This is a genomic window from Pseudomonas sp. Os17 (genome assembly GCF_001547895.1).
Lineage (GTDB): Bacteria > Pseudomonadota > Gammaproteobacteria > Pseudomonadales > Pseudomonadaceae > Aquipseudomonas.
In genome coordinates this window covers 750,347-770,475 of record NZ_AP014627.1, presented here as the reverse complement: position 1 = coordinate 770,475, position 20,129 = coordinate 750,347, and the positions used below count along the sequence as shown (strand labels likewise).

The following is a 20,129-nucleotide window of genomic DNA, read 5'->3' as shown; positions in this document are numbered from 1 at the left end:
GCCGAGGTGGCCCATGATCGGCCTGCTGCTTACCTTGATCTGCCTGCTGCTACTGGGGCTTTCCGGTTGGCTGTTCTACCACGGCGTGCGCAAGACCGAGCGCGAGCGCGTGCTCAATCGCTTGGCTCAGGGGCAACCCGAACTCAACCCGCAACGCCGTTCATGGACCGGCCTGGACCAGGCCTTCGCCCGCGCTGGCCTGGGCCAGCCCACGGAGCGCCTGGGCCTGTGGCTGGCGGTCTGGGCGGTGCTGACCCTGCTGGGTTACCTGCTGGGAGACTGGCTTGGCCTACTGGCTTGCGTGCTGCTGCCGCCCCTGTTGCTGCGCCTGTCCATTGCCTGGCTGTATCAGCGCCGGCTCAAGCGCATGATCGAACAACTGCCCGCGCTGCTGGATCACAGCGTGCGCAGCCTGAAGTCCGGACGCACCCTGGCGGATGCCGTACTGGGCGCCATCGAGGCCAGCAACGACCCACTCAAGCAAGCCATGGGACGCATCCAGCGCAACGTGCAGTTGGGGGTCAACCTGCCGGACGCGGTCAGTGATTTCGCCGAGTTCTACGAACAGGACGAGCTGCGCATGTTCGCCCTGGGGCTGAAGGTCAACCACCGTTACGGCGGCAACGCCAGCGAGTTGCTGGAGAACCTGATCAAGCTGATCCGTGAGCGCGAGCAAGGGGCCCGGCAGTTGCGCGCAATGACCGGGGAAACCCGCATGACGGCCTGGGTCCTGGGCAGCCTGCCGCTGCTGCTGGTGAGCTACTTCATGCTCACCAATCCGGGCTACATGCTGGGCATGTGGCACGACCCTTCCGGCCAGGCGATGCTGATCACCGCGGTGTGCCTGCAGATCTTCGGTTGCCTGGCCCTGTGGCGCATGTTGAGGAGTATCTGAAATGCTTCTGCTGGCTGCTGCGCTGCTGTTTCTCGGGGCCTTGCTGCTGCTCAGCAACGGCCTGCTGACGCAACGCCGGCGCGAGCGCCAGATTGCCCAGCGGCTGCAGGGCCACATGACCCGCGACAATCGCCTGGGCAGTTGGCTGCGACGGCTGGGCAACAGTCGTTTCGGCCAACGCGCGGTGAACATGGACAGCGAAACCCAGACCCTGCTCAATCGCCTGGGCTGGCGCCGGTCCGCGCAGCGTTCACTGTTCGCGGCCTGCCAGATCGGCACCCCGGTGGTAGCCGTGTGCCTGGTGATCTTCATCCAGGAGGTGGCGTTTCCCGAAGCCCAGAGCCACTGGCTGACGCCGATGCTCGCCGCCGGCGCCGGCTACCTGCTGCCCAAGCGGGTCCTGGCCTACGCCGCCCAACGCCGGCAAAAACACATCGCCCTGGAGATCTCCACCTTCATTCCCTTGCTGCGCATCCTGTTCGAGTCGGGCATGGCGGTGGAGCAGGCACTGCGGGTCCTGAGCAACGAGGCCGGAAAACTGCTGCCGGAACTGACCCACGAACTGCGCCTGATCCTGGCACGGGTGGACTCAGGCCTGGAGCTGGGCCAGGAACTCAACAAGACCGCGACCCTGCTGGCGGTGGACGAGTTCACCGACACCTGCGTGATTCTCCAGCAACTGATCCTGCAAGGTGGCGGCGCGATGAAATCCCTGCAGGCCCTCAAGCAATTGCTCGACGACCGGCGCCTGACCCGCTTGCAGGAATACATCTCGAAAATGTCGGCCAAGATGTCGGTGGTGATGATGCTGTTTCTGTTTCCCGCCCTGCTGATCGTGCTGGCCGGGCCCGGCTTTACCGCCATTGCCCGGGCCTTTGCCTACTGAGCCTTGGCCGGCTGGACAGGGGCAAGAGTGTCGCAGCCGGCGGCGAATGGCCCGCCGCCGGCGGCGACAGCCTCAGTGGGCGGTGACTCGCTGGCGCAGTCCCGAATTGCTCGGCGACAAGGCCAGGGCCAATTGCGTGCGGTTGTGCATGTGGGTCAGCCGCAGGACCTGGGAAACATAGAGCTTGACGGTGTTTTCGGTGATCCCCAGTTCACAGGCGATCTGGTAGTTGGTCTGCCCCTTGCCCACCAGTCGCGCCACATCCAGCTGGCGTGGGGAGAGCTGGTTGAAGATCGCCGGCACTTCGAACGGGTCCGCATCGCCACTGCCTTCGTCCAGGGACTCCTCGGCGCGGCTGGCGGCTGGCGTGCGCCGGACCTTGTCCAGGTCCTGGTACAGGTCGTCGATGGATTCGGAGAGGAACTGCAGCTTCTGGTTCAGATGCCCCAGGTGCAGGTTCTTCTGCCGCTCCTGCAAGGCGACTTCCTGACGTTGCAGGCCTTCGAGGAGTTCATCCAGGTCGATGGGTTTCTGGTAGTAATCGGCGATGCCGGCACGCATGGCCTTGATCACGTCCTGCTTGTCGGACTGCCCGGTGAGCATGATGGCTTCAAACACCCGTTGCTTGCCGGCCAGGCGCTGCAGTTCCTGCACCAGTTGGATCCCGTCCATGTCGGGCATGTGCAGGTCGCAGAGCACCAGGGAAATGTCCGGGTCCCTGTTGAAGCACTCCACCGCCTGGCGGGCGGACTCGCAAGGGACACAGCGGTAACCGCTGTTTTCAAGAAACTCGCAAAGCTCTTCGACAATCAGCGGCTGATCGTCAACCACGAGCACTTTCATCTGGGAGGTGAGATTGTTCACGTGCGACTCCGTGCGGGCCAATCGCCGATTGACCACTCCTGTCCTGCCCGCAGGATCCGGGCAGCCACGACTTAAAACCTAGACCTACTTTCCGACTATGTACATAGCATTAATCGGCCCGGCGACTAGTGGATCACGCACACAGTTAAGACCATTCCAGCCAGGACAAAGGGGGCGAACGGGTATTTTTTTGACAGCCCCGTGGCGCAGGTCTCGGTTTGTGGCTCAAGCCCCTGTTTCGCTGCGAGTCGGAGCCTGGGGACGAGCAGCAGCCACAGCAGGCTGCAGACCCCGGCGCCGATAAACGTTCCCAGCAGATGTTCGGGATCGCTGGCCAGTCCCAGAGCGGCCATCAACTTGACGTCCCCCGCCCCCATCCGCCCCATGGCGTACCCCGGCAGAGTGAGCAGCAGGGCCAGCAACAATGCCCAGCCGCCCCGGGCAGCCGCAGCGCCCAGCCAGGTGCTGCCGGTCCACAGCAGGTAGCCGCTCGCCAGCAGCGCGGCGCCCAGCGTCAAGGTGTTGGCAATATGCCGTTGACGCAGGTCCTGCACCGCGCAGAGCCCCAGCCAGATCCACAGAACCCAGAAATGCATCAGCTAAAAAGCTCCTTTTACCGGATTGATTCTATGCTCAATGGACATAGTGACTGTCAGGGTAGACGCACTCATGAAACCGGGCCTCCCCAGCAAGCAGAAGGGCGCTGCAGCCATCGAGTTCGCGGCGGTGTTCGTGATCTTCTTCGCGGTGTTTTACGGTCTGGTCAGCTACAGCCTGCCGCTGTTGATGATGCAGTCCTTCAACCAGGCCACCGCCGAGGCCGTGCGCCGCGCCGTGGCGGTGGATCCCAACAGCGCCAACTACGCCACCACGGTGCAGAACCTGGCCAACAGCGTGGTGCAGGCCCAGACCCTGTGGATTCCAACCCTCTTCAACTTCGCCGCCACCGACTACAGCGCGGTGTATGCCAATGGCGTGCTCACCGTGCGCATCGACTACCCCACCGCGAAGCTCACCCAGGTGCTGCCGCGCCTGGTGTTGCCGGTGATAGGCCCGGTCCCCAACTTGCCCACCACCCTGTCCGCCCTCTCGAGCGTGCAATTTTGAACGCCAGCGACAAGCTGTTCGGGCGCCTGCTGGGCCGCCAGCCAGCGCCCGCCGACGAACCCCAGGCCCCGTTGCCGGCCCAGGCCGTCGGCCTGCAACTGGTGCTGGATTCGAAGGGGCGGATCCTCACCAGCAGCGGACCGCTGCGCCATGCGCTAGCGCAGTTGCCGCCCTCGCCCGAGCCCCACCACCTGATGGACTACGCCCTGCCCGGCTGCGCCCTGGCCCTGGAGGGGCACCCCACCGACTGGAGCGCACAGGTGCTGGATCTGGACCTGCGCGGACTGGGCGGCCAGACCCTGCACCTGCGCGGCTGGGTCCAGAGCTGTGGCAGCCAGTGGCTGCTGCAACTGCTGGACATCGGCGACCTGATCCAACAGCGCCAGCAGGCCCTGAGCCGGGAGCAATGCCAGATCTTCGCCACGCAGATCAACGAGCAGATCCGCCTGTGCACCCTGAGCCGGCTGCCGGACGTGCTGCTCGACCAACTCGCCGACCTGGCCCGCTACTGCCACATCCCTTGCGTGGGCCTGGCCTTGCTCGACGACGATCAACAAACCTGGGTGCTGCACAGCGGCTACAGCGCCCACGACGCCCCCCGGCTGTGGCAGGACGGCCAGGTTCTGGGCAGCGGCCTGGACAGCCTGAGCGGCAATGCCCCGCTGCACCTGAATCACCTCCAGGGCCTGAATGAACACCCGCGCCTGCAGGGGATCTTCGGTCACCGCGAAGGCTTCCTGGTGCCCTACCGGGACGCTCACGGTGTCGCCGCCTGGTTGCTGTGCGGCTGTTACGCCGTGCAGCAGCAGGCGCCGCACCTGCTGGAACGCGACTGGCTGATGCTCACTGCGGCCCTGGCCGAGCCCTTGCTCGAGCGCCTGCGCGAACAACGCAACCACCTGCATCTGGAACGCCTGGAGGCACTGCAGGGCCTGCTGGGCGCCGGCTGGTGGGAATTGTGCCCGGAGACCGCCGAGATCGAGCTGGCCAGTCAGCTGGTCGCCAGTCTGCAGCTGCCCGACTCGTGCAACAGGCTGCCGGTCCAGGACTGGCTGGAGCTGATTCACCCCGCCGACCGCGGCGAACTGGCCAGCCGCCTGCACGCCCTGACCCTGGGCAAGCCGCTGCTGCTCTGCGTGCGCCTGCCCGGGCCGGACCCGAGCCTGCCGCCACGCTGGTACCGCTTGCAGGGCCAGTCCCTGGGACGAGGGGAACAACAGCGGCTCCTGGGCTTCATGCTGGACATCAGCGATATCAAGAACCAGCAGCAACAGGCGGCGGCGGCCCATGCGCGCCTGGACAATCTGATTGCCAGCTCACCGGCGGTGATCTACGTCCAGCGCTACCTGGAAGGCGCCCTGCAACCGAGCTTTTTCAGCGCCAGCCTGCAACCGCTGCTGGGCTGGAGCCTGGAGGACTGCACCGCGACCGGCCTGGCGGACTGGGTGCACCCCGAAGACCACGACCTGTATTTCCAGCGCTGCCGCCAGTTGTTGCGCGAAGGCAGCGTCCACGCCCGCTATCGCCTGCGCGACCGCCATGGGAGTTTCCATTGGGTCATGGATGAAGCCAAGCTGTTGCGCGACGACCTGGGGCTGCCGGTGGAGGCCGTCGGCCTGTGGCTGGACGTGACCGAGGCGACCCTGGCCGCCGAGCAGATGCGCCAGAGCGAGGAGCGCTACCGGATCCTGGTGGAAGACTCGCCAGCGATGATCTGCCGCTACCGCCCGGACCTGACCCTGACCTTCGGCAACCGGCCGCTGGCGGCCTACCTGGAATGCCCCGCCGAGGAACTGCCGGGGAGCAATCTTGGGCAATGGCTGTCTGCCGAACAGCGCGAAGGTTTCGAGCGAAGGATCCAGCGGCTGAGCCCGGAGTTTCCCCTCAGCACCGCCGAGATCTGCCTGCAGCTGCCGGGGCGTGAACACGCCTGGTGGGTCTGGTCCGATCGCGGGGTCTTCGATGAGCAGGGACAGTTGCTGGAGATCCAGGCCGTGGGCCGCGACAACACCGAAGTCCGACGTGCCCAGCAGCAGCTCATGCAAAGCGCGAAAATGGCCACCCTGGGGGAAATGGCCACCGGCCTGGCCCACGAAATCAACCAGCCGCTGAACGTGATGCGCATGGCCATCGTCAATGTGCTCAAGCGCCTGAACAGCGGCGAGATCCAGATCGACTACCTCACCGACAAACTGCATCGCATCGACACCCAGGTGCAGCGGGCCGCCCGGGTGGTGGATCACATGCGGGTGTTCGGCCGACGTTCGGAGGTGGAACAACAACCCTTCAACCCGGCCCTGGCCATCGAGGGCACCCTGTCCCTGCTGGCCGAAGGCATGCGCGGCAAAGGGATCGAACTGCGCATCAGCGAGCTGGGGTTCGAGGTGCAGGTGCTGGGCTTCGTCGACCAGCTGGAGCAGGTGCTGATCAACCTCATGGTCAATGCCCGGGACGCGCTGCTGGGCCAACAGCAGCGGCAAGCCTTCAAGCCCTGGATTGCCGTGCACGGCCAGCGCGACGAACACTGGGTACGCCTGTGGGTCGAGGACAATGGCGGCGGCATCGACCCGCGCCTGCTGGAGCGGATCTTCGAACCCTTCTTCACCACCAAGCCGGCGGGTATCGGCACCGGGCTCGGGCTTTCGGTGAGCTACGGCATCGTGGAAAACATGGGCGGCCGCCTGAGCGTCAGCAACGGAGTGGACGGCGCGCGCTTTTGCATCGAGCTGCCGATTGCCCCGGCGGATCAGATCACCAGGTAGGCCCGGCCGGTCTGCCCGCAGGTGAGATTGGCCCCGACCTCAACGTCCATCAGCTTGATGCCCAGGGTCGCCAGCAGGCTGTTGAGCAGCGGATCGAGCAAGGGGCTCAAGAGGTTGCTGATCAGCGGCATGATCAGGCTGGTCACTCCATTGATCACGCCTCCCGCCCCCGCCACCACCGAGCCCAGCAGATTGCCACTGGTCGGCTGGTACACCTCCAGGCTGATCCCGGCAATAGCGCCCGACAGGCTGTTGACCAGATTGTTGGTCGGCGCCGCGTTCTGGTAGCTCGGCGCCTGATTGACGTTGGGCGGCGTGGGAAACGGCGGCGCGCTGCTGGCGTACACCAGGTCGCGCCCGACGTTGGGTCCGGTCTGGCTGAGCCCCAGCGCACTGTCGACCTTGAGCCCGATGCCGCCGGCGGCGAACGCCGTCCGCGCCGGTCCGCAACTGCCGATGCCGAGGATCTTGTGACAGGTCCAGATCCCCAGGTCGACGATCGGCACCGGCGTCACCACCGGTTCTGCTGCCGAGGAGAAGGCGGTATTGGGATCGATCTGCCCAACCTTGATATCGACCAGTGACGACTCGCTGTGCACCGTGAGGCTTTTACTGCCGGCGTTGTCCGTCGGACAGCTGTAGTTGGTGACGTAGGCCTTGGCGCCCCCCAGTTCCAGGTTGATGTCGATGCGCGCCGTGGGCAGCACCTCGGGATCGACCTGCTGGCAGCCGGCGCCCAGCAGGCAACCGACGGAGTTGATGGTGGCCGCCAGGTTCAGGCTCAGGACGCTGTTGAGGGTCGGCGTCAGTGAACTCACCAGGCCCAGCAGGGCGTTGGCCAGGCCGGTGATCCCGGACAATCCGGTCAGGTTGACCGACACCAGGGTGCGCACCTGGGCCGTGCGGACATAGATGCGGTTGGCGCCCAGGGGATCGAGGATGGCCAGCCGGGGATCGCCGACCGCCGAGAACTGCGGCGGTTCGATGACCTTGACCCTGATGGTGACGTTGGCCAGGCCCAGCAGGTTGGCCGGCACCACCGCCGCCACCGCGCTCTTGCTGTTGGCCAGCTGGATCATCGCCTGCAGCAACTGGAAGAGTTGCAGATTGGCGTCCAGGGCGGTGGTCGCCGCACCGGTCTGCAACTTGAGGATATCCCCCAGCTTGAGTTGCGGGATCTGGCTGCTCACCGCCACTTGCAGGGCGCCCAGGGCCGCCAGCACATCGGCCGTCGCGCCATTGGCCTGGACCACGGTGGCGGCGGTCTGGATCAGCCGGGTCAGGCTGGCCTGAGTGTTGAGCAACTGGCTGTAGTTGCCCGCGGCAACCCCCAGGTCGATGGCCAGTTGGTCGAGGTAGCGCAGCAGGTTGATGTCGCTGTTGAGCAGGCCATTCCAGCCCACGGCGCTGATGTTGAGGCTGCCGCCCAGCATGCTGCCCACCAAGGTGTTGAGCAGCGGTGAGTTGGTGCTATCGACGGTGGCCAGGGTGCTGCGAATGCTCAGTTGCGCCCGCGGCGGAGTGGGCGCGGCGGCAACCGCCGTGGCGCTGAGCTGGGTGTTGAGGTTGATCGGCCCCGGGGTGAACAGCGCCCCGATGCCCGACGCCACACTGATGGGCACCGTGTGGGTCGCCACTACCCGCACGGCCGCCGATTGCGCCGGGTCGGCATTGAAGGTGCGCAAGCTGTTGGCCCCGGTGGTCAGCGCACCGCACGCGGTCGTCAGGGTACTGCCGGCGTCGACGGTAAAACCATTGCGGGTCGCGCTCTGTCCGGCATAGGTCGCGGCGCTGAGGCCGGCCTGGCAGTTGCCGCCCCGGCTCACGGCCTCCAGGGCTGCGTTGTCGGCGATCCGCTGCAACTTGCGCTGCTCCATGTACAGCCGGCCGCTGTCCACCACCACGACCATCAGCAACAACGCCAGCCCCAGGGTCACGGCAGCCATCAGACCAATGGCTCCACGCTGGCGACGCGGACCGGTAAAACGCTTCAGGGGAGACATCGGGGCACTCCTTTTCCCGGCTCGTGGCCGAGCGCGCACTCCATCGATGCACAGCAGTGTAGTCAAAGGCCGGGCCGTCGCTGGCAAGGTGCCAGCTCGCCTGACTGGCGGCGCCGGGGTGCTCCGCCAGTCAGTGTCGAGGCGTGTGCCGCGCGGAACCCAAGGCCCTAGTGCGGCGGGTAGTTCTGCAGGATACGCATCACCGTATTACGCACCGCGGCGCTGCGATCCACCGGGCTCGGCGAGCTGCTGAGCAACTGTTCGTCGCTGCCGCGCCACACCAGCTTGCCGTCCTTGCCATCGAGCAGGTCGATCTGGATGGTCGCCACCTTGTAGGAGATGTTGCGGGTCTCGTTGTACATCGGCCCGCCCCAGTAGCCATTCCAGGGGCCGCCCCAACCGCCACCGTAGTTGGTGGTGACCTGCTGCTGACGGTCCTCGACGATCAGGTATGCCTGGACCTTGAGATCGGCCTGGGCAGGGCCCTGCACCGGGCGCAGGCCACGCTGGTCCAACTGCTCGGCGACGGCCTGGCGGATGCGCTGCTCGGTCAGGTCGCTCTTGATCCGCGGATCATCGGGGCGATATTGCAGGGCGGGTTCTTTCCAGCTCCAGCTGCGGTAGGCGCCAAAGTCCCGGCTGGCGTCGAAATCATGATTGATCTGGTTGGCGGCACAGGCACTGAGCAAGGCGGCACATACCAGTAACGCGATTCGATGGAACATGCTGATTCTCCGATTCAAGAACAACCACCGGTGGCCCTAACTGGGAGGATAGGCCGCCATTGCCTTTTGCACCGCCTCACGCAAGGCCTCGGCGCGCTCGCCGAGGCTGCCGCGGCTGCTGGTTTCGGCGCTGGCGCTCCATACCGGCTGGCCACTGGCGCCGTCGTACAGATTGACCCGAACCACCACCACTTCGACTTCGTAGGTGCGCACCACCGGCACGCTGCCGTACATGCCGTAGCCCGGGCCATAGCGGTTATAACCGCCGTAGCCGCCATAACCGTAGTCGTCCTGGACCTGGCGCAGGCGCTTCTCCAGGTGCAGATCGGCACTGACCCACAGGTCCGCCGGGCGCCGGTCTAGCACCGGACGCAGGCCCTGCTGGTCCAGAGCGTTGCTCACCGCCTCGGCGATCTGCGCCGAATCGGCCCAGGCCGAGCCGTTGGGCAGGCGCCCATTGAGCCAGGCCCAGTTGCGATAACGTCCATAATCGCGCGGCGGCGCCGGGTAGGCGCTGCGGTCGAAGGTGTTGGCCGCTTGCGGCGGCGCCGGCGGCAGGGGATTGCTACTGGCGACGTAGGGGTTGCTGCCCTGACAGGCGGCAAGCCCCGAACACAGGAAGATCAGACCCAGACGGCGTTTCATTGCGCACTCCGTTAGACCGGCCGGCACAGCCAATGCAGATAACGCCCAAGGCCGGCGAAACTTGGGTGTCGGCGGTGAGCCAGTTCCATTTGCAACAGGTCCGTCAGCTCGGCTCGCGCCTGGAACTCCACCGGCATGTAGTCGTGGAAAACCCGCACTCCGCTCTGGGTTTCGACTCGCCACAAGCCATCAAGTTGCGCCGCCAGCTCGCGAGGATCAAGCGGTTGTTGCGGAGTCAGGCTCTGCTTTTCACCGGCCATGTCGTTCTTGCGCATCTTGCGGAAGTGGCCCTTGAGCAGGTTGCGGTAGACCAGCGCATCGCGGTTGTAGAAGGCCAGGGACAACCAGCCATCGACGCGGGTCAACTGGTGCAGCACCGGCAGGATCGCGTGGGGCTCGGCCAGCCATTCCAGCACCGCATGGCAGAGCACCAGGTCGTAGGGCTCGGTCAGTTGGCCCAGCAGTTCCTGCCAGGGCGCCTGGATGAAGGTCGCCTGCTGCCCGGCCTCGGCGAAGCGCTGGCGGGCACCGTCGAGCATCGGCGCGGCGGGCTCGGCCAGCGTCACCTGGTGCCCCTGCTCGGCCAGCCACAAGGACATGTGCCCCAGGCCCGCGCCGATATCCAGCACCCGCAGCGGCCGCTGGGGCAGGCTTTCCTTGAGGTCGGCCTGGAGCACCGCGAGGCGGATCGCGCCCTTGGCACCGCCATAGATCTTCTCGGCGAAACGGGTCGCCAACTGGTCGAAATGCCGGTCGCTCATGAGCAGAACCGCCGTTCGCTGTCCGCCAGCTTGCTGCGCACCACCTGGTCCATGTCCAGCCCCAATTCGCTGCACAGCAACAGCAGGTAGAGGACGATGTCGCCCACTTCCTGGCCGGCATGGGCCAGCTTGTCCGCCGGCAGTTGCCGCGACTGGTCCTCGGTCAGCCACTGGAAGATTTCCACCAGTTCGGCCATTTCGACGCTGGCGGCCATGGCCAGGTTCTTCGGGCTGTGAAATTGCCGCCAGTCGTTGCGGTCACGGATGGCATGCAGGCGTTGGGTCAGTTGCTCTAGGTTCATCGGGGTCTCCTGAAGGCGTATAGCTTCCGGGGGATGGCCGTGGGACGCAAGAGCGCTTTCGCCGGCCGGCCGGCTCCTACAGAATGTGCGACCCCGGCAGCTTCTATGCTGAACCGGGAACTCGCTACGGGCAGTCATGGCCCAAGGTTGAGCGGGCACCCGGCCCCTCGTCGATCAGGACACACACATGCAGGTAGAAAGCTTCTTCGAATGGCTTGGCCAGGCCATAGGTTCGGTCATCCGCTTCATCGTCGACCTGCTCAGCGGGTTGTTCGGCAGCCTGACCCACGCCGGCGGCAACTTCGTCGATGGGCTGGCCCGGGCCCTGGGCATGGACACGTCGATCGTCAGCATCATCGGCCTGATCGTCGGCCTGATGTTTCTCTACTGGGCGATCCGCGCCTTCATGCGCGCCTCGATCATCCTCGGCATCATCTGGCTGGTGCTGGGCCTCTGGCTGCTGAGCTGGATCATCCACTGACGCGGCGGTAAAACCTCGGCGCATCACGGCGCCGGGGCTACAATGCCGGCTCTCGCAAGGAGCCCGCATGTCCCCCCTGATCACCGATTGGCGTCATCGCCCCACCCATCGTCGCGTCTGGGCCCTGGCCGCGCCGATGATCCTGTCGAACATTTCCGTGCCCCTGGTGGCCCTGGTGGACAGCACGGTCATCGGCCACCTGCCCCATGCCCATCAACTGGGTGCGGTGGCGGTGGGCGCCAGCCTCTATACCTTTCTCGCCTGGGCCATGGGTTTCCTGCGCATGGGCGCCACCGGTTTCGCCGCCCAGGCCGCCGGACGCGGCGACGGTGCGGCGCTGCGCCAGATCCTGCTCCAGGGCCTGCTGCTGGCCCTGGGCCTGGCGCTGCTGCTGGGAGCCATTGGCGTGCCGCTGAGCGGCGCGGCCTTGCACCTGATGCAGCCCTCGGCGGACCTGGACCAGATGACCCGGGCATTTTTCCACACCCGCCTGCTCGGCCTGCCCGCGGCCCTGGCCAGCTTCGCCCTGGTGGGCTGGTTCCTCGGCACCCAAAATGCCCGGGCGCCGCTGACCATCCTGCTGAGCACCAACCTGGTGAACATCGCCCTCAACCTGTGGTTCGTCCTCGGACTGGACTGGGGCGTGGTGGGTTCGGCCCGGGCCTCGGTGGTCGCCGAATGGACCGGCGCGCTGATCGGCCTGGCCATGACCCGGCCGGCCCTGCGCGCCTACCCGGGACAGATCGCCTGGGCCGCCCTGCGCCGCTGGCAGAGCTGGCGCCCGCTGCTGGCGGTGAACCGCGACATCTTCATCCGCAGCCTGGCCCTGCAATCGGTGTTTTTCCTGATCACTGTCCAGGGCGCGCGCCTCGGCGATGCCACGGTGGCGGCCAATGCCCTGCTGCTCAATGGCCTGCTGCTCACCGCCCATGCCCTGGACGGCCTGGCCCACGCGGTGGAAGCCCTGTGCGGCCACGCCATTGGCGCCCATGATCGCCCGGCCCTGCGTCGCTCACTGGTGGTGGCCGGGGGCTGGTCGCTGCTGGCCAGCCTGGGATTTGCCGCGCTGTTCCTGCTCGGTGGCCACCTGTTCATCGAGATGCAGACCGACATTGCCGAAGTCCGCCAGACCGCTTTCACCTACCTGCCCTACCTCGCCGTGCTGCCCTTGATCGCAGTCTGGAGCTACCTGCTCGATGGTCTGTTCATCGGCGCTACTCGGGCCCGGGAAATGCGCAACGGCATGCTCCTCACCGTGCTCCTGCTGCTGCCTTTTGCCTGGGCCCTGCAAGGCCTGGGCAACCATGGCCTGTGGCTGAGCTTCTTGCTGTTCATGCTCCTGCGCAGCCTGACCCTGGGTGCCTTCGCCTGGCAGCTGGAGCGACGTGACGGCTGGTTCGCCGGGGCTCACTGAGCCGGCGGCGTTTGGACAAAGCCGCTGACCCGTTCCAGCACCGGGGCCAGCCCGCGCAAGGGGCGGGACAGGGCGGCCACCAGGGTGGCGTGATTGGTGCGGGCGAAATAAAACTCCTGCACCGGCACGCCTGCCGCGCGCAGCTTGTTGGCCAGGCCACCGGTATTGCGCTGCGGGTTGACCAGGGAATCCTGGTTGGAGGCGATCAACAGCGCCGGCGGCGCGCCCTGGCTGACGTGGTTGATCGGCTGCGAGTCCGGCGGCGAGTCGGGGTAGAAAAACACCGGGCGCACCTCGGGGTTGCGAATGGGCAGGAAGTCATAGGGCCCGGCCAGACCGATCCAGCCCTTGATGATCTGCGGGCTCAGCCCGACCTCTTCCAGCAACCGTCGGTCCAGCGCCAGCATCGCGGCGTTGTACGCCCCGGAGCTGTGCCCCATCAGGAACAGGCGCTGGGGATCGGCGCCAAAGCCGCCGATGTGTTCATGAGTCCAGGCCACGGCGCGGGCCGCGTCCTCGAGAAAGGCCGGGTAACGCACCTGTGGATAAAGCCGGTAGTCGGCCAGCACCACCACCATGCCCCGGGAGGCCAGGGCCTCGCCGACAAAGTCGTAGTCGCTGCGCGAACCGCTGTTCCAACTGCCACCGTAGAAGAACACCACCACCGGCGCCCCGGGAGCCGCCCCGCGCGGCTGATAGACATCGAGCTTCTGCCGTGGATCGCTGCCGTAGGCGATGTCCGGGGTCTTGATGAAGGTGCTGCCGGGAGTCAGGGCGTTGAGCAGCTTGAGCGGCGAACAGGCCGCCAGCAGGCTGAGCACCAGGGTGCCGCACAGCAAGCGCCAGGTCCTGCGGGTCGTATCGCTCATCGCTTGCCCCCTATCGCCCACCATGGACGGCTGTGTTCAGGCTAGCTGCAATGGCTGCACCGGGGACAAAAAAAACCCACCGCATGCGGTGGGTTTTCAAGGCTTGCGCCGAGCGTCAGGACGAAAGGTAGGACGAACGGGTCAGGCCCAGGCGCAGTGCGTCGAGGAACTGGGTGCGCTCGGCGGTGCTGATCTTGGCGCTGGCCACTTTATCGCGGTAGTGAGTCATCAACTCCTCCGGCGACAAGTGCACGTAGCGCAGCATGTCTTCGATGGTGTCGTGGGTCTCGATCCCGGCGTGGTACACGCTGCCATTGGGCCGCTGGTAGATGTTCACCGAGTCGGTGTCGCCGAACAGGTTGTGCATGTCGCCGAGGATTTCCTGGTAGGCGCCCACCAGGAAGATCCCCAGCAGGTAGTCCTCGCCCTCGTTGAGGCCGTGCACCGGCAGGCTGGTCTCGATGCTCTGCTCGTCGACGTACTGCTTGATCTTGCCGTCGGAGTCGCAGGTCAGGTCTTGCAGCACCGCGCGACGCAGCGGCTCTTCGTCCAGACGGTGCAGCGGCAGGATCGGCAGCACCTGGCCGATGGCCCAGGTGTCCGGCAGGCTCTGGAACACCGAGAAGTTGCAGATGTACTTGTCCGCCAGCTTGTCGTTGAGTTCGTCCAGCACCTGGCGGTGGGAACGCTGACGGGCCTTCAGCGAGTTGTGCAGGCGCCGGCAGACAGCGAAGTAGCATTGCTCGGCCAGGGCTTTCTCGGCCAGGGTCAGCTTGCCATCGGCGTACTGGGCGGCGACGTCGCTCATGTAGTGCGTGGCGCGCCAGTAGGTTTCGGTGACCATCTCGATGTCGGTCGGACCCAGCAGGTCCACCAGCCATTGCACGGTTTCCGGCAGCTCTTCCTTGTTGTCGATCTTCGGCACGTCGTCGTTGTGCTTCTCGACGTCGGTCACCTGCACCACCAGCATGGCGTGGTGGGCGGTCAGGGAACGGCCGCTCTCGGAGAAGATGTGCGGGTGCGGCAGGCTCTGCGCGTCGCAGAACTCCTTGAGCATGCCCACCACGACGCCGGCGTAGTCGTCCATGTCGTAGTTGATCGAGCTGGCGTTGCGCGAGTGGGTGCCGTCGTAGTCCACGCCCAGGCCGCCGCCGACGTCGATGTGATCCACCGGCAAGCCGAGGTTGCGCAGCTCGCCGTAGTAGCGGATGGCTTCCTTGAAACCGTGCTGGTAGTCCGCCAGGTTGGCGATCTGCGAACCCATGTGGAAGTGCAGCAGGCGGATGCCCTGATCCAGGCCGGCGGCGCGGAAGCGCTCCACCACCGACAGCAGCTGCGCCGCCGACAGGCCGAACTTGGACTTTTCACCGCCGGTGTCGGCCCACTTGCTCGACGCCAGGGACGACAGGCGCACCCGCAGGCCGACCTGTGGCTTGACCTTGAGCGAGGCGGCTTCCTCGATCACCAGGCCCACTTCGGACTCTTTCTCGATGACGATGAACACGTTGTGGCCGAGCTTCTGGCCCATCAGCGCCAGGCGGATGAACTCGCGGTCCTTGTAGCCGTTGCAGACGATGGTGCCGCCTTTGGGCGCCAGGGCCAGAACCGCCAGCAGCTCGGGCTTGGAACCGGCTTCCAGACCGATGGAGACGTTCTGGGTGGCGATGATGTTCTCGATCACCGCTTCCTGCTGGTTGACCTTGATCGGGTACAGCGCGGTGTACTTGCTCTGGTATTCCAGGCGCGCGATGTTGGCGTCGAACGCGCCGGTCAGCTGACGCACGCGGTCCTGGAGAATGTCCGGAAAACGCACCAGCAACGGCAGGGACAGACCGCTCTTGCGCAGCTCCTCGACCTGCTCGAACAGATCGATGGGCAAACTGCTCGGGCCGTTCGGGCGAACTTCGACGCGACCGGCGTCATTGATCGCGAAATACCCGGCCCCCCAATGGCGAATCCCGTAAACACTGCGGCTGTCCGCAACTGTCCATTGGCTGCCATCGTCTTTACGTGTGCGTCGTACGGACATCGAAGTCCCCTATAAAGAAGTCATAGAGCGCCGCCCCAATCCGGGGTCGGCGCAGTCTAAAGAATGAAAATGACGATTAGCCTGCAAGCGCAATAGACCGCGCCTGCCGTGCTGAGTTTAGAAACCGTTCATGAACAGGCTCTGTGAAAACCATGGGAGACGACGCCAGCGTCCTGAGCGAATCAAGACAGGGTCCAGTCAGAGGTGGTTTTCACAGAGGCTGCTAGCCGCCGGACTTCTTCGCCTTGAAACCGTGCTTGACCAGTTCGGCCAAGAGTAGCTCGACATGGTCGCCCTGGATTTCAATGACGCCGTCTTTCAGCGCGCCACCGGTGCCACAGCGCTTCTTCAAGGTGGTCGCCAGTTCCTTGAGGGCGTCTTCGGCCAGGGGCACGCCGGTGATGGTGGTCACCGTCTTGCCGCCACGGCCCTTGCTTTCGCGACGCACGCGAGCAATGCCGTCGCCGGCCGGAATCACGGTTTGTTTGCAGATACAGGCGGCCACCGGCTGGCTACAGTCCGGGCAATGTCGACCTGCGTCGGTGGAAAACACCAGGCCACCAAGGGCGGCGAAGGATGCGGCTTTTTTGGCCACCGGCAATCCTCTTGGGAGGACAAAGACTGGTCGAAGCACATGGCGGTGCCATCGACCGCGAAGCCCCACTCAGGCAGGGGCAGCGCTACTGAGCCGGCGCGTTTGCAACAAGCGCCGCCGGTTCAGCTTGAAAAGTCGCGCAGTGTAACGGCAAAAAGCCCGGTTGCTAAGAGCCAATCAGCGTCAATTTATGCAACTTTAACGACGTCGCGCCAGATAGCGTTGCAAGGCGGCCAGGGAGTCCGGGCAATAGGGCTTTTCATGGATTTCCCGCAGCACCTGGTCCAGGGGAATGAAGCGCGCTTCGAGGACTTCTTCCGGCTGCAGGCGCAGCGGACCGTCCCAGACCGCGGAGAAGGCCGAACACCAGAGACGGTTGCCGGTGTCTTCGAAGAAAAAGTGATCGTGGGCGGTCAACTCGACCCCGCTGACTCCCAGCTCCTCTTCCAGCTCCCGAGCGGCGGACTCGGCATAGCTTTCCGTCGCCAGGACCATGCCGCCGGCGGCGACATCCCAGTAGCCCGGGTAGATGGCCTTGCTCAGGGTGCGCCGGTGCACGCACAGCTCACCGGCGGAATTGAACAGCATGATGTAGGTGCCACGACCGATCAGGCCACGCTCGCGCAGCTCGGAGCGGACCATGGCACCCAGCAGCTGGTCTTCGCCATCGACCCAGGCAATCTCTTCAGCATCGGAGGCGGCGCGATGGGCCGCCTCATTGGTGGTCGCAACCATGGATCAGCCTTGATTGAGCAATTGACGCAAGTCGATGACCGCCGCGTTGGCCCGGGAAATATAGTTGGCCATGACCAGGGAGTGGTTGGCCAGAACGCCAAAGCCGCTGCCATTGAGGATCATCGGGCTCCAGACCGGCTCCTGGGAGGCCTCCAGTTCACGGATGATCTGGCGCACGCTGACGGTGGCGTTCTTCTTCGCCAGCACGTCGGCAAAGTCCACTTCGATGGCGCGCAGCAGGTGGGACAGCGCCCAGGCCTGGCCACGAGCTTCGTAGAACACGTTGTCGATCTGCATCCATGGGGTTTCCTCAAGCTCTTCATCGACCTGAGGAACCTGGCCGGGCGCGACCACTTCGGTTTTCAGGGCGGTGTTGAGCTTGACTCGGCCAACACTGGCCGACAGCCGCTGGGACAGCGAGCCCAGGCGCGTGCCCACGTCACCCAGCCAGTTGTTGAGGTTGTCGGCACGGGCATAGAACTGCGCGGTCTTCTGGTTCGGATCGGACAGGCGCGCCTGATAGCGGCTCAGGGAGTTGATGCCGTCCTGATATTCCGACTCGCTGGACGGCAGCACCCAGCTCTTGTTGTCGAAGTTGAAGCGCGGCTCGGCCTTGGCCAGGTCGGCATCCTCGGCGGACTGGGACTGGGAGCGGGCGAAGTCCTTGCGCAGGGCACGGGTCAGGTCGCGAACCTGGACCAGCACGCCGTATTCCCAGCTCGGCATGTTGTCCATCCACAGGCCCGGTGGAAAACGGTCGTTGGAGATATAGCCACCCGGTTTGTCGAGCAAGGTGCCGGCGACGGTCTTGAGGGTTTCCACGGTGGTGTAACCCACCACCATCTGCCGGCCGGCCTTCTCGGCGGCAATCTGGGCATTCTGCTGGACCGGAAACAGCGCCGGCTCCTGGCTCCAGTACCAACCCAGGCCACCGGTCACCAACAGGTAAAGGCCCAGCAAGGTGGCCAGGGCGCGACTGAACAGCAGGGCACCAAAATAGCTGCGTGTCGCCGACTTGGGTTCGGCAGCACGATCCGGCGCGCTGCCTGCGCGATTCTTCCAATCCAGCATGGCTATGTCCTTTCAATCACTTGGGTTCATCGGTTCGACCACAACCCTACTCCATCGTGCCTTGCCTTGACGGGATAAATCTTCCGGCAAATGCGCGCCGCGCAATGATTGCGAATCAGGCGATCACTATAAATGAAGCACAGTCCCGAGCCTATGCGACCAGTCGGTCAGGAACTGAATAACGTCGCTTCACACATTATTGACGCACGACACTCATGGGACGCAAAAGTGGTGCTAGCATAGAGCCACCAGTCGATCTCAGCATGCACCCTAACTAGTAGTCAGGATATGACCGAGCCAGAAGACCCCAGCCGTGAGCGCCTCAAGCACCACTTTGCCCAGCGGGTAATTCATCAGGCACGTCAGATTCTTGAGATATGGCAGCGTCTGCAACGCAGCGAATGGTCCACCAACGACATGTCCGAACTGTGCGAGGCCAACCTGCGCCTGCTGCGCTTCGCCGAACGCTTTGAACAACCCGAACACACTCAGCTGGCCCGCAGCATCAGTCAGTCCCTTGAGGCGGTGGATGCCAATCGCGGCCGCCTGAGCAGCACGCTGATCACCGATCTCAACCGCCTGATGCAACGCCTGTCGCGCACCGGCCTGCGTCACGGCGACCAGCTGGAACAGACCTTTCTGCCGCCTTTGCGCAAGCCGATCTACGTGATGCTGCAGGACCACGACCGCGCCGAACGCCTGGCCAAGCAGCTGGAGTTCTTCGGCCTCAGCGCCCAGTCCCTGGACAGCATTGCGGCCTTTCGCTCATCCATGGTCGAACGCCTGCCGGCCGCCATCGTCATCGATGTCGACTTTTGCGGCCCCGGCATGGGCCTGACCCTGGCCGCCGAGGCCCAGGTCGGCCTGGAGCAGAAACTGCCGCTGCTGTTCTTCAGCCTGCATGAAACCGATACCCCGACCCGCCTCGCCGCCGTGCGCGCCGGAGGCCAGGAGTTCCTCACCGGCACCCTGGAAGCCTCCAGCCTGCTGGAAAAGATCGAGGTCCTGACCTGCGTCGCCCAGTACGAACCCTATAAAGTGCTGATCATCGATGACTCCCGGGCCCAGGCGCTGCACACCGAGCGCCTGCTCAACAGCGCCGGGATCGTCACCCGCACCCTGATCGAGCCGATCCAGGCCATGGCCGAGCTGGCGGATTTCCAGCCGGACCTGATCATCCTCGACATGTACATGCCGGCCTGCACCGGCACCGAGCTGGCCAAGGTGATCCGCCACAACGACCGCTACGTCAGCGTGCCGATCATCTACCTGTCCGCCGAGGACGACCTGGACAAGCAGCTGGACGCCATGAGCGAAGGCGGCGACGACTTCCTGACCAAGCCGATCAAGCCGCGGCACCTGATCACCACCGTGCGCAACCGCGCGGCCCGGGCGCGCAACCTCAAGGCGCGGATGGTCCGCGACAGCCTCACCGGCCTGTACAACCACACCCATATCCTGCAATTGCTGGAAGACTGCAGCTTCCGCGCCCGCCGCGAGAACAAGCCGCTGAGCTTTGCCATGCTCGATATCGACCACTTCAAGCGGGTCAACGACAGCCACGGCCACCCCATGGGCGACCGGGTGATCAAGAGCCTGGCGCTGTTTCTCAAGCAACGCCTGCGCAAGACCGACTTCATCGGCCGCTACGGCGGCGAGGAGTTCGCCATCGTCATGCCCGACACCGATCAGGAAGCCGCCTGCAAGGTGCTCGACGAAATCCGCCAGCGCTTCGCCGAGATCCACTACCCGGCCCAGCCCCAGGACCTGTGGTGCACCTTCAGCGCCGGGGTGGTGGAGATGCAGGAAGACTCCGACAGCCTGATGATGGCCAGCCAGGCCGACGAAGCGCTGTACCGCGCCAAGCACGGCGGCCGCAACCGGGTACAGGCCGCGCGGCAATCAAGTCAAAGTGCCACCTTTTCATCCGAATCCACTGATTCGGTCATAACCTTGTAATACAAACGCAATAAATTCAGGCGCTT

The 20,129-nt window shown here is 65.0% G+C and carries 19 protein-coding genes; 7 read left to right on the top strand and 12 right to left on the bottom strand.

Annotated features, from left to right (window positions below):
* Window positions 1-13 precede the first annotated feature (13 nt).
* Both POS17_RS03410 and POS17_RS03405 read left to right on the top strand, forming a co-directional pair.
* The gene (locus tag POS17_RS03410) at window positions 14-895 is read left to right on the top strand and encodes a type II secretion system F family protein (RefSeq protein WP_060837363.1); all 882 of its coding nucleotides are present in this window, start codon (window positions 14-16) and stop codon (window positions 893-895) included.
* 1 nt (window position 896) lies between these two features.
* The gene (locus POS17_RS03405; protein ID WP_060837362.1) at window positions 897-1,781 is read left to right on the top strand and encodes a type II secretion system F family protein; all 885 of its coding nucleotides are present in this window, start codon (window positions 897-899) and stop codon (window positions 1,779-1,781) included.
* Between the two features lie 72 nt (window positions 1,782-1,853).
* On the opposite strand, the gene POS17_RS03400 is transcribed toward POS17_RS03405, so the two are convergent.
* Entirely contained in the window at window positions 1,854-2,645 is a 792-nt protein-coding gene (locus POS17_RS03400; protein WP_060837361.1) for a response regulator transcription factor, read from the bottom strand.
* A gap of 125 nt (window positions 2,646-2,770) precedes the next feature.
* Window positions 2,771-3,241 (bottom strand): prepilin peptidase, encoded by a 471-nt coding sequence (locus POS17_RS03395; protein WP_060837360.1) that lies wholly within the window; start codon window positions 3,239-3,241, stop codon window positions 2,771-2,773.
* A gap of 73 nt (window positions 3,242-3,314) precedes the next feature.
* On the opposite strand from POS17_RS03395, the gene POS17_RS03390 reads away from it, so the two are divergent.
* Both POS17_RS03390 and POS17_RS03385 read left to right on the top strand, forming a co-directional pair.
* Window positions 3,315-3,752 (top strand): TadE/TadG family type IV pilus assembly protein, encoded by a 438-nt coding sequence (locus POS17_RS03390; protein ID WP_060837359.1) that lies wholly within the window; start codon window positions 3,315-3,317, stop codon window positions 3,750-3,752.
* On the top strand, window positions 3,749-6,514 hold the full coding sequence (locus POS17_RS03385; protein WP_060837358.1) for a PAS domain-containing sensor histidine kinase: 2,766 nt from the start codon (window positions 3,749-3,751) through the stop codon (window positions 6,512-6,514). The genes POS17_RS03390 and POS17_RS03385 overlap by 4 nt, the downstream gene beginning before the upstream one ends.
* Here POS17_RS03385 and POS17_RS03380 read toward each other — a convergent pair.
* From POS17_RS03380 to POS17_RS03360, 5 genes are all read right to left on the bottom strand, one after another.
* Entirely contained in the window at window positions 6,499-8,517 is a 2,019-nt protein-coding gene (locus POS17_RS03380) for a pilus assembly protein TadG-related protein (RefSeq protein ID WP_060837357.1), read from the bottom strand. The genes POS17_RS03385 and POS17_RS03380 overlap by 16 nt on opposite strands.
* A 167-nt stretch (window positions 8,518-8,684) precedes the next feature.
* A complete protein-coding gene (locus POS17_RS03375; RefSeq protein WP_060837356.1) occupies window positions 8,685-9,242 on the bottom strand; it encodes a DUF4136 domain-containing protein in 558 nt (185 codons plus the stop codon).
* Window positions 9,243-9,278: 36 nt separating this feature from the next.
* Window positions 9,279-9,887, bottom strand: coding sequence for a DUF4136 domain-containing protein (locus tag POS17_RS03370; protein WP_060837355.1), 609 nt, complete (start codon window positions 9,885-9,887; stop codon window positions 9,279-9,281).
* An 11-nt stretch (window positions 9,888-9,898) separates the two neighbouring features.
* A complete protein-coding gene (locus POS17_RS03365; RefSeq protein ID WP_060837354.1) occupies window positions 9,899-10,648 on the bottom strand; it encodes a methyltransferase in 750 nt (249 codons plus the stop codon).
* On the bottom strand, window positions 10,645-10,950 hold the full coding sequence (locus POS17_RS03360) for a MazG-like family protein (protein ID WP_016967051.1): 306 nt from the start codon (window positions 10,948-10,950) through the stop codon (window positions 10,645-10,647). The genes POS17_RS03365 and POS17_RS03360 overlap by 4 nt, the downstream gene beginning before the upstream one ends.
* 187 nt (window positions 10,951-11,137) lie before the next feature.
* Between POS17_RS03360 and POS17_RS03355 the strand changes: the two genes are divergently transcribed.
* Both POS17_RS03355 and POS17_RS03350 read left to right on the top strand, forming a co-directional pair.
* Window positions 11,138-11,431 carry a hypothetical protein gene (locus POS17_RS03355; protein ID WP_060837353.1) on the top strand — a complete coding sequence of 98 codons (294 nt, stop codon included), beginning with the start codon at window positions 11,138-11,140 and terminating at the stop codon, window positions 11,429-11,431.
* 67 nt (window positions 11,432-11,498) lie between these two features.
* Complete coding sequence (locus POS17_RS03350) at window positions 11,499-12,845, top strand: MATE family efflux transporter (protein ID WP_060837352.1); 1,347 nt, start codon at window positions 11,499-11,501, stop codon at window positions 12,843-12,845.
* On the opposite strand, the gene POS17_RS03345 is transcribed toward POS17_RS03350, so the two are convergent.
* From POS17_RS03345 to POS17_RS03325, 5 genes are all read right to left on the bottom strand, one after another.
* Window positions 12,839-13,714 (bottom strand): alpha/beta hydrolase, encoded by an 876-nt coding sequence (locus POS17_RS03345; protein WP_060837351.1) that lies wholly within the window; start codon window positions 13,712-13,714, stop codon window positions 12,839-12,841. The two genes, POS17_RS03350 and POS17_RS03345, sit on opposite strands and share 7 nt — an antisense overlap.
* A gap of 115 nt (window positions 13,715-13,829) precedes the next feature.
* Entirely contained in the window at window positions 13,830-15,743 is a 1,914-nt protein-coding gene (speA, locus tag POS17_RS03340; RefSeq protein ID WP_060837350.1) for an arginine decarboxylase, read from the bottom strand.
* A gap of 223 nt (window positions 15,744-15,966) precedes the next feature.
* Window positions 15,967-16,338, bottom strand: coding sequence for a translation initiation factor Sui1 (locus POS17_RS03335; RefSeq protein ID WP_015634001.1), 372 nt, complete (start codon window positions 16,336-16,338; stop codon window positions 15,967-15,969).
* Window positions 16,339-16,536: 198 nt separating this feature from the next.
* Window positions 16,537-17,073 (bottom strand): NUDIX hydrolase, encoded by a 537-nt coding sequence (locus POS17_RS03330; protein WP_060837349.1) that lies wholly within the window; start codon window positions 17,071-17,073, stop codon window positions 16,537-16,539.
* A 3-nt stretch (window positions 17,074-17,076) separates the two neighbouring features.
* Entirely contained in the window at window positions 17,077-18,144 is a 1,068-nt protein-coding gene (locus POS17_RS03325) for a DUF2333 family protein (protein ID WP_060837348.1), read from the bottom strand.
* Window positions 18,145-18,432: 288 nt separating this feature from the next.
* On the opposite strand from POS17_RS03325, the gene gcbA reads away from it, so the two are divergent.
* Window positions 18,433-20,103 (top strand): diguanylate cyclase GcbA, encoded by a 1,671-nt coding sequence (gcbA, locus tag POS17_RS03320; protein WP_060837347.1) that lies wholly within the window; start codon window positions 18,433-18,435, stop codon window positions 20,101-20,103.
* Window positions 20,104-20,129 lie beyond the last annotated feature (26 nt).

Bases quoted from the DNA above. Each gene is read 5' to 3' on its own strand.
- POS17_RS03380 (WP_060837357.1), bottom strand. From the start codon at position 8,517: ATGTCTCCCCTGAAGCGTTTTACCGGTCCGCGTCGCCAGCGTGGAGCC.
- POS17_RS03360 (WP_016967051.1), bottom strand. From the start codon at position 10,950: ATGAACCTAGAGCAACTGACCCAACGCCTGCATGCCATCCGTGACCGC.
- POS17_RS03325 (WP_060837348.1), bottom strand. From the start codon at position 18,144: ATGCTGGATTGGAAGAATCGCGCAGGCAGCGCGCCGGATCGTGCTGCC.
- POS17_RS03395 (WP_060837360.1), bottom strand. From the start codon at position 3,241: ATGCATTTCTGGGTTCTGTGGATCTGGCTGGGGCTCTGCGCGGTGCAG.
- gcbA (WP_060837347.1), top strand. From the start codon at position 18,433: ATGACCGAGCCAGAAGACCCCAGCCGTGAGCGCCTCAAGCACCACTTT.
- POS17_RS03345 (WP_060837351.1), bottom strand. From the start codon at position 13,714: ATGAGCGATACGACCCGCAGGACCTGGCGCTTGCTGTGCGGCACCCTG.
- speA (WP_060837350.1), bottom strand. From the start codon at position 15,743: ATGTCCGTACGACGCACACGTAAAGACGATGGCAGCCAATGGACAGTT.
- POS17_RS03410 (WP_060837363.1), top strand. From the start codon at position 14: ATGATCGGCCTGCTGCTTACCTTGATCTGCCTGCTGCTACTGGGGCTT.
- POS17_RS03330 (WP_060837349.1), bottom strand. From the start codon at position 17,073: ATGGTTGCGACCACCAATGAGGCGGCCCATCGCGCCGCCTCCGATGCT.
- POS17_RS03365 (WP_060837354.1), bottom strand. From the start codon at position 10,648: ATGAGCGACCGGCATTTCGACCAGTTGGCGACCCGTTTCGCCGAGAAG.
- POS17_RS03350 (WP_060837352.1), top strand. From the start codon at position 11,499: ATGTCCCCCCTGATCACCGATTGGCGTCATCGCCCCACCCATCGTCGC.
- POS17_RS03375 (WP_060837356.1), bottom strand. From the start codon at position 9,242: ATGTTCCATCGAATCGCGTTACTGGTATGTGCCGCCTTGCTCAGTGCC.
- POS17_RS03370 (WP_060837355.1), bottom strand. From the start codon at position 9,887: ATGAAACGCCGTCTGGGTCTGATCTTCCTGTGTTCGGGGCTTGCCGCC.
- POS17_RS03405 (WP_060837362.1), top strand. From the start codon at position 897: ATGCTTCTGCTGGCTGCTGCGCTGCTGTTTCTCGGGGCCTTGCTGCTG.
- POS17_RS03355 (WP_060837353.1), top strand. From the start codon at position 11,138: ATGCAGGTAGAAAGCTTCTTCGAATGGCTTGGCCAGGCCATAGGTTCG.
- POS17_RS03390 (WP_060837359.1), top strand. From the start codon at position 3,315: ATGAAACCGGGCCTCCCCAGCAAGCAGAAGGGCGCTGCAGCCATCGAG.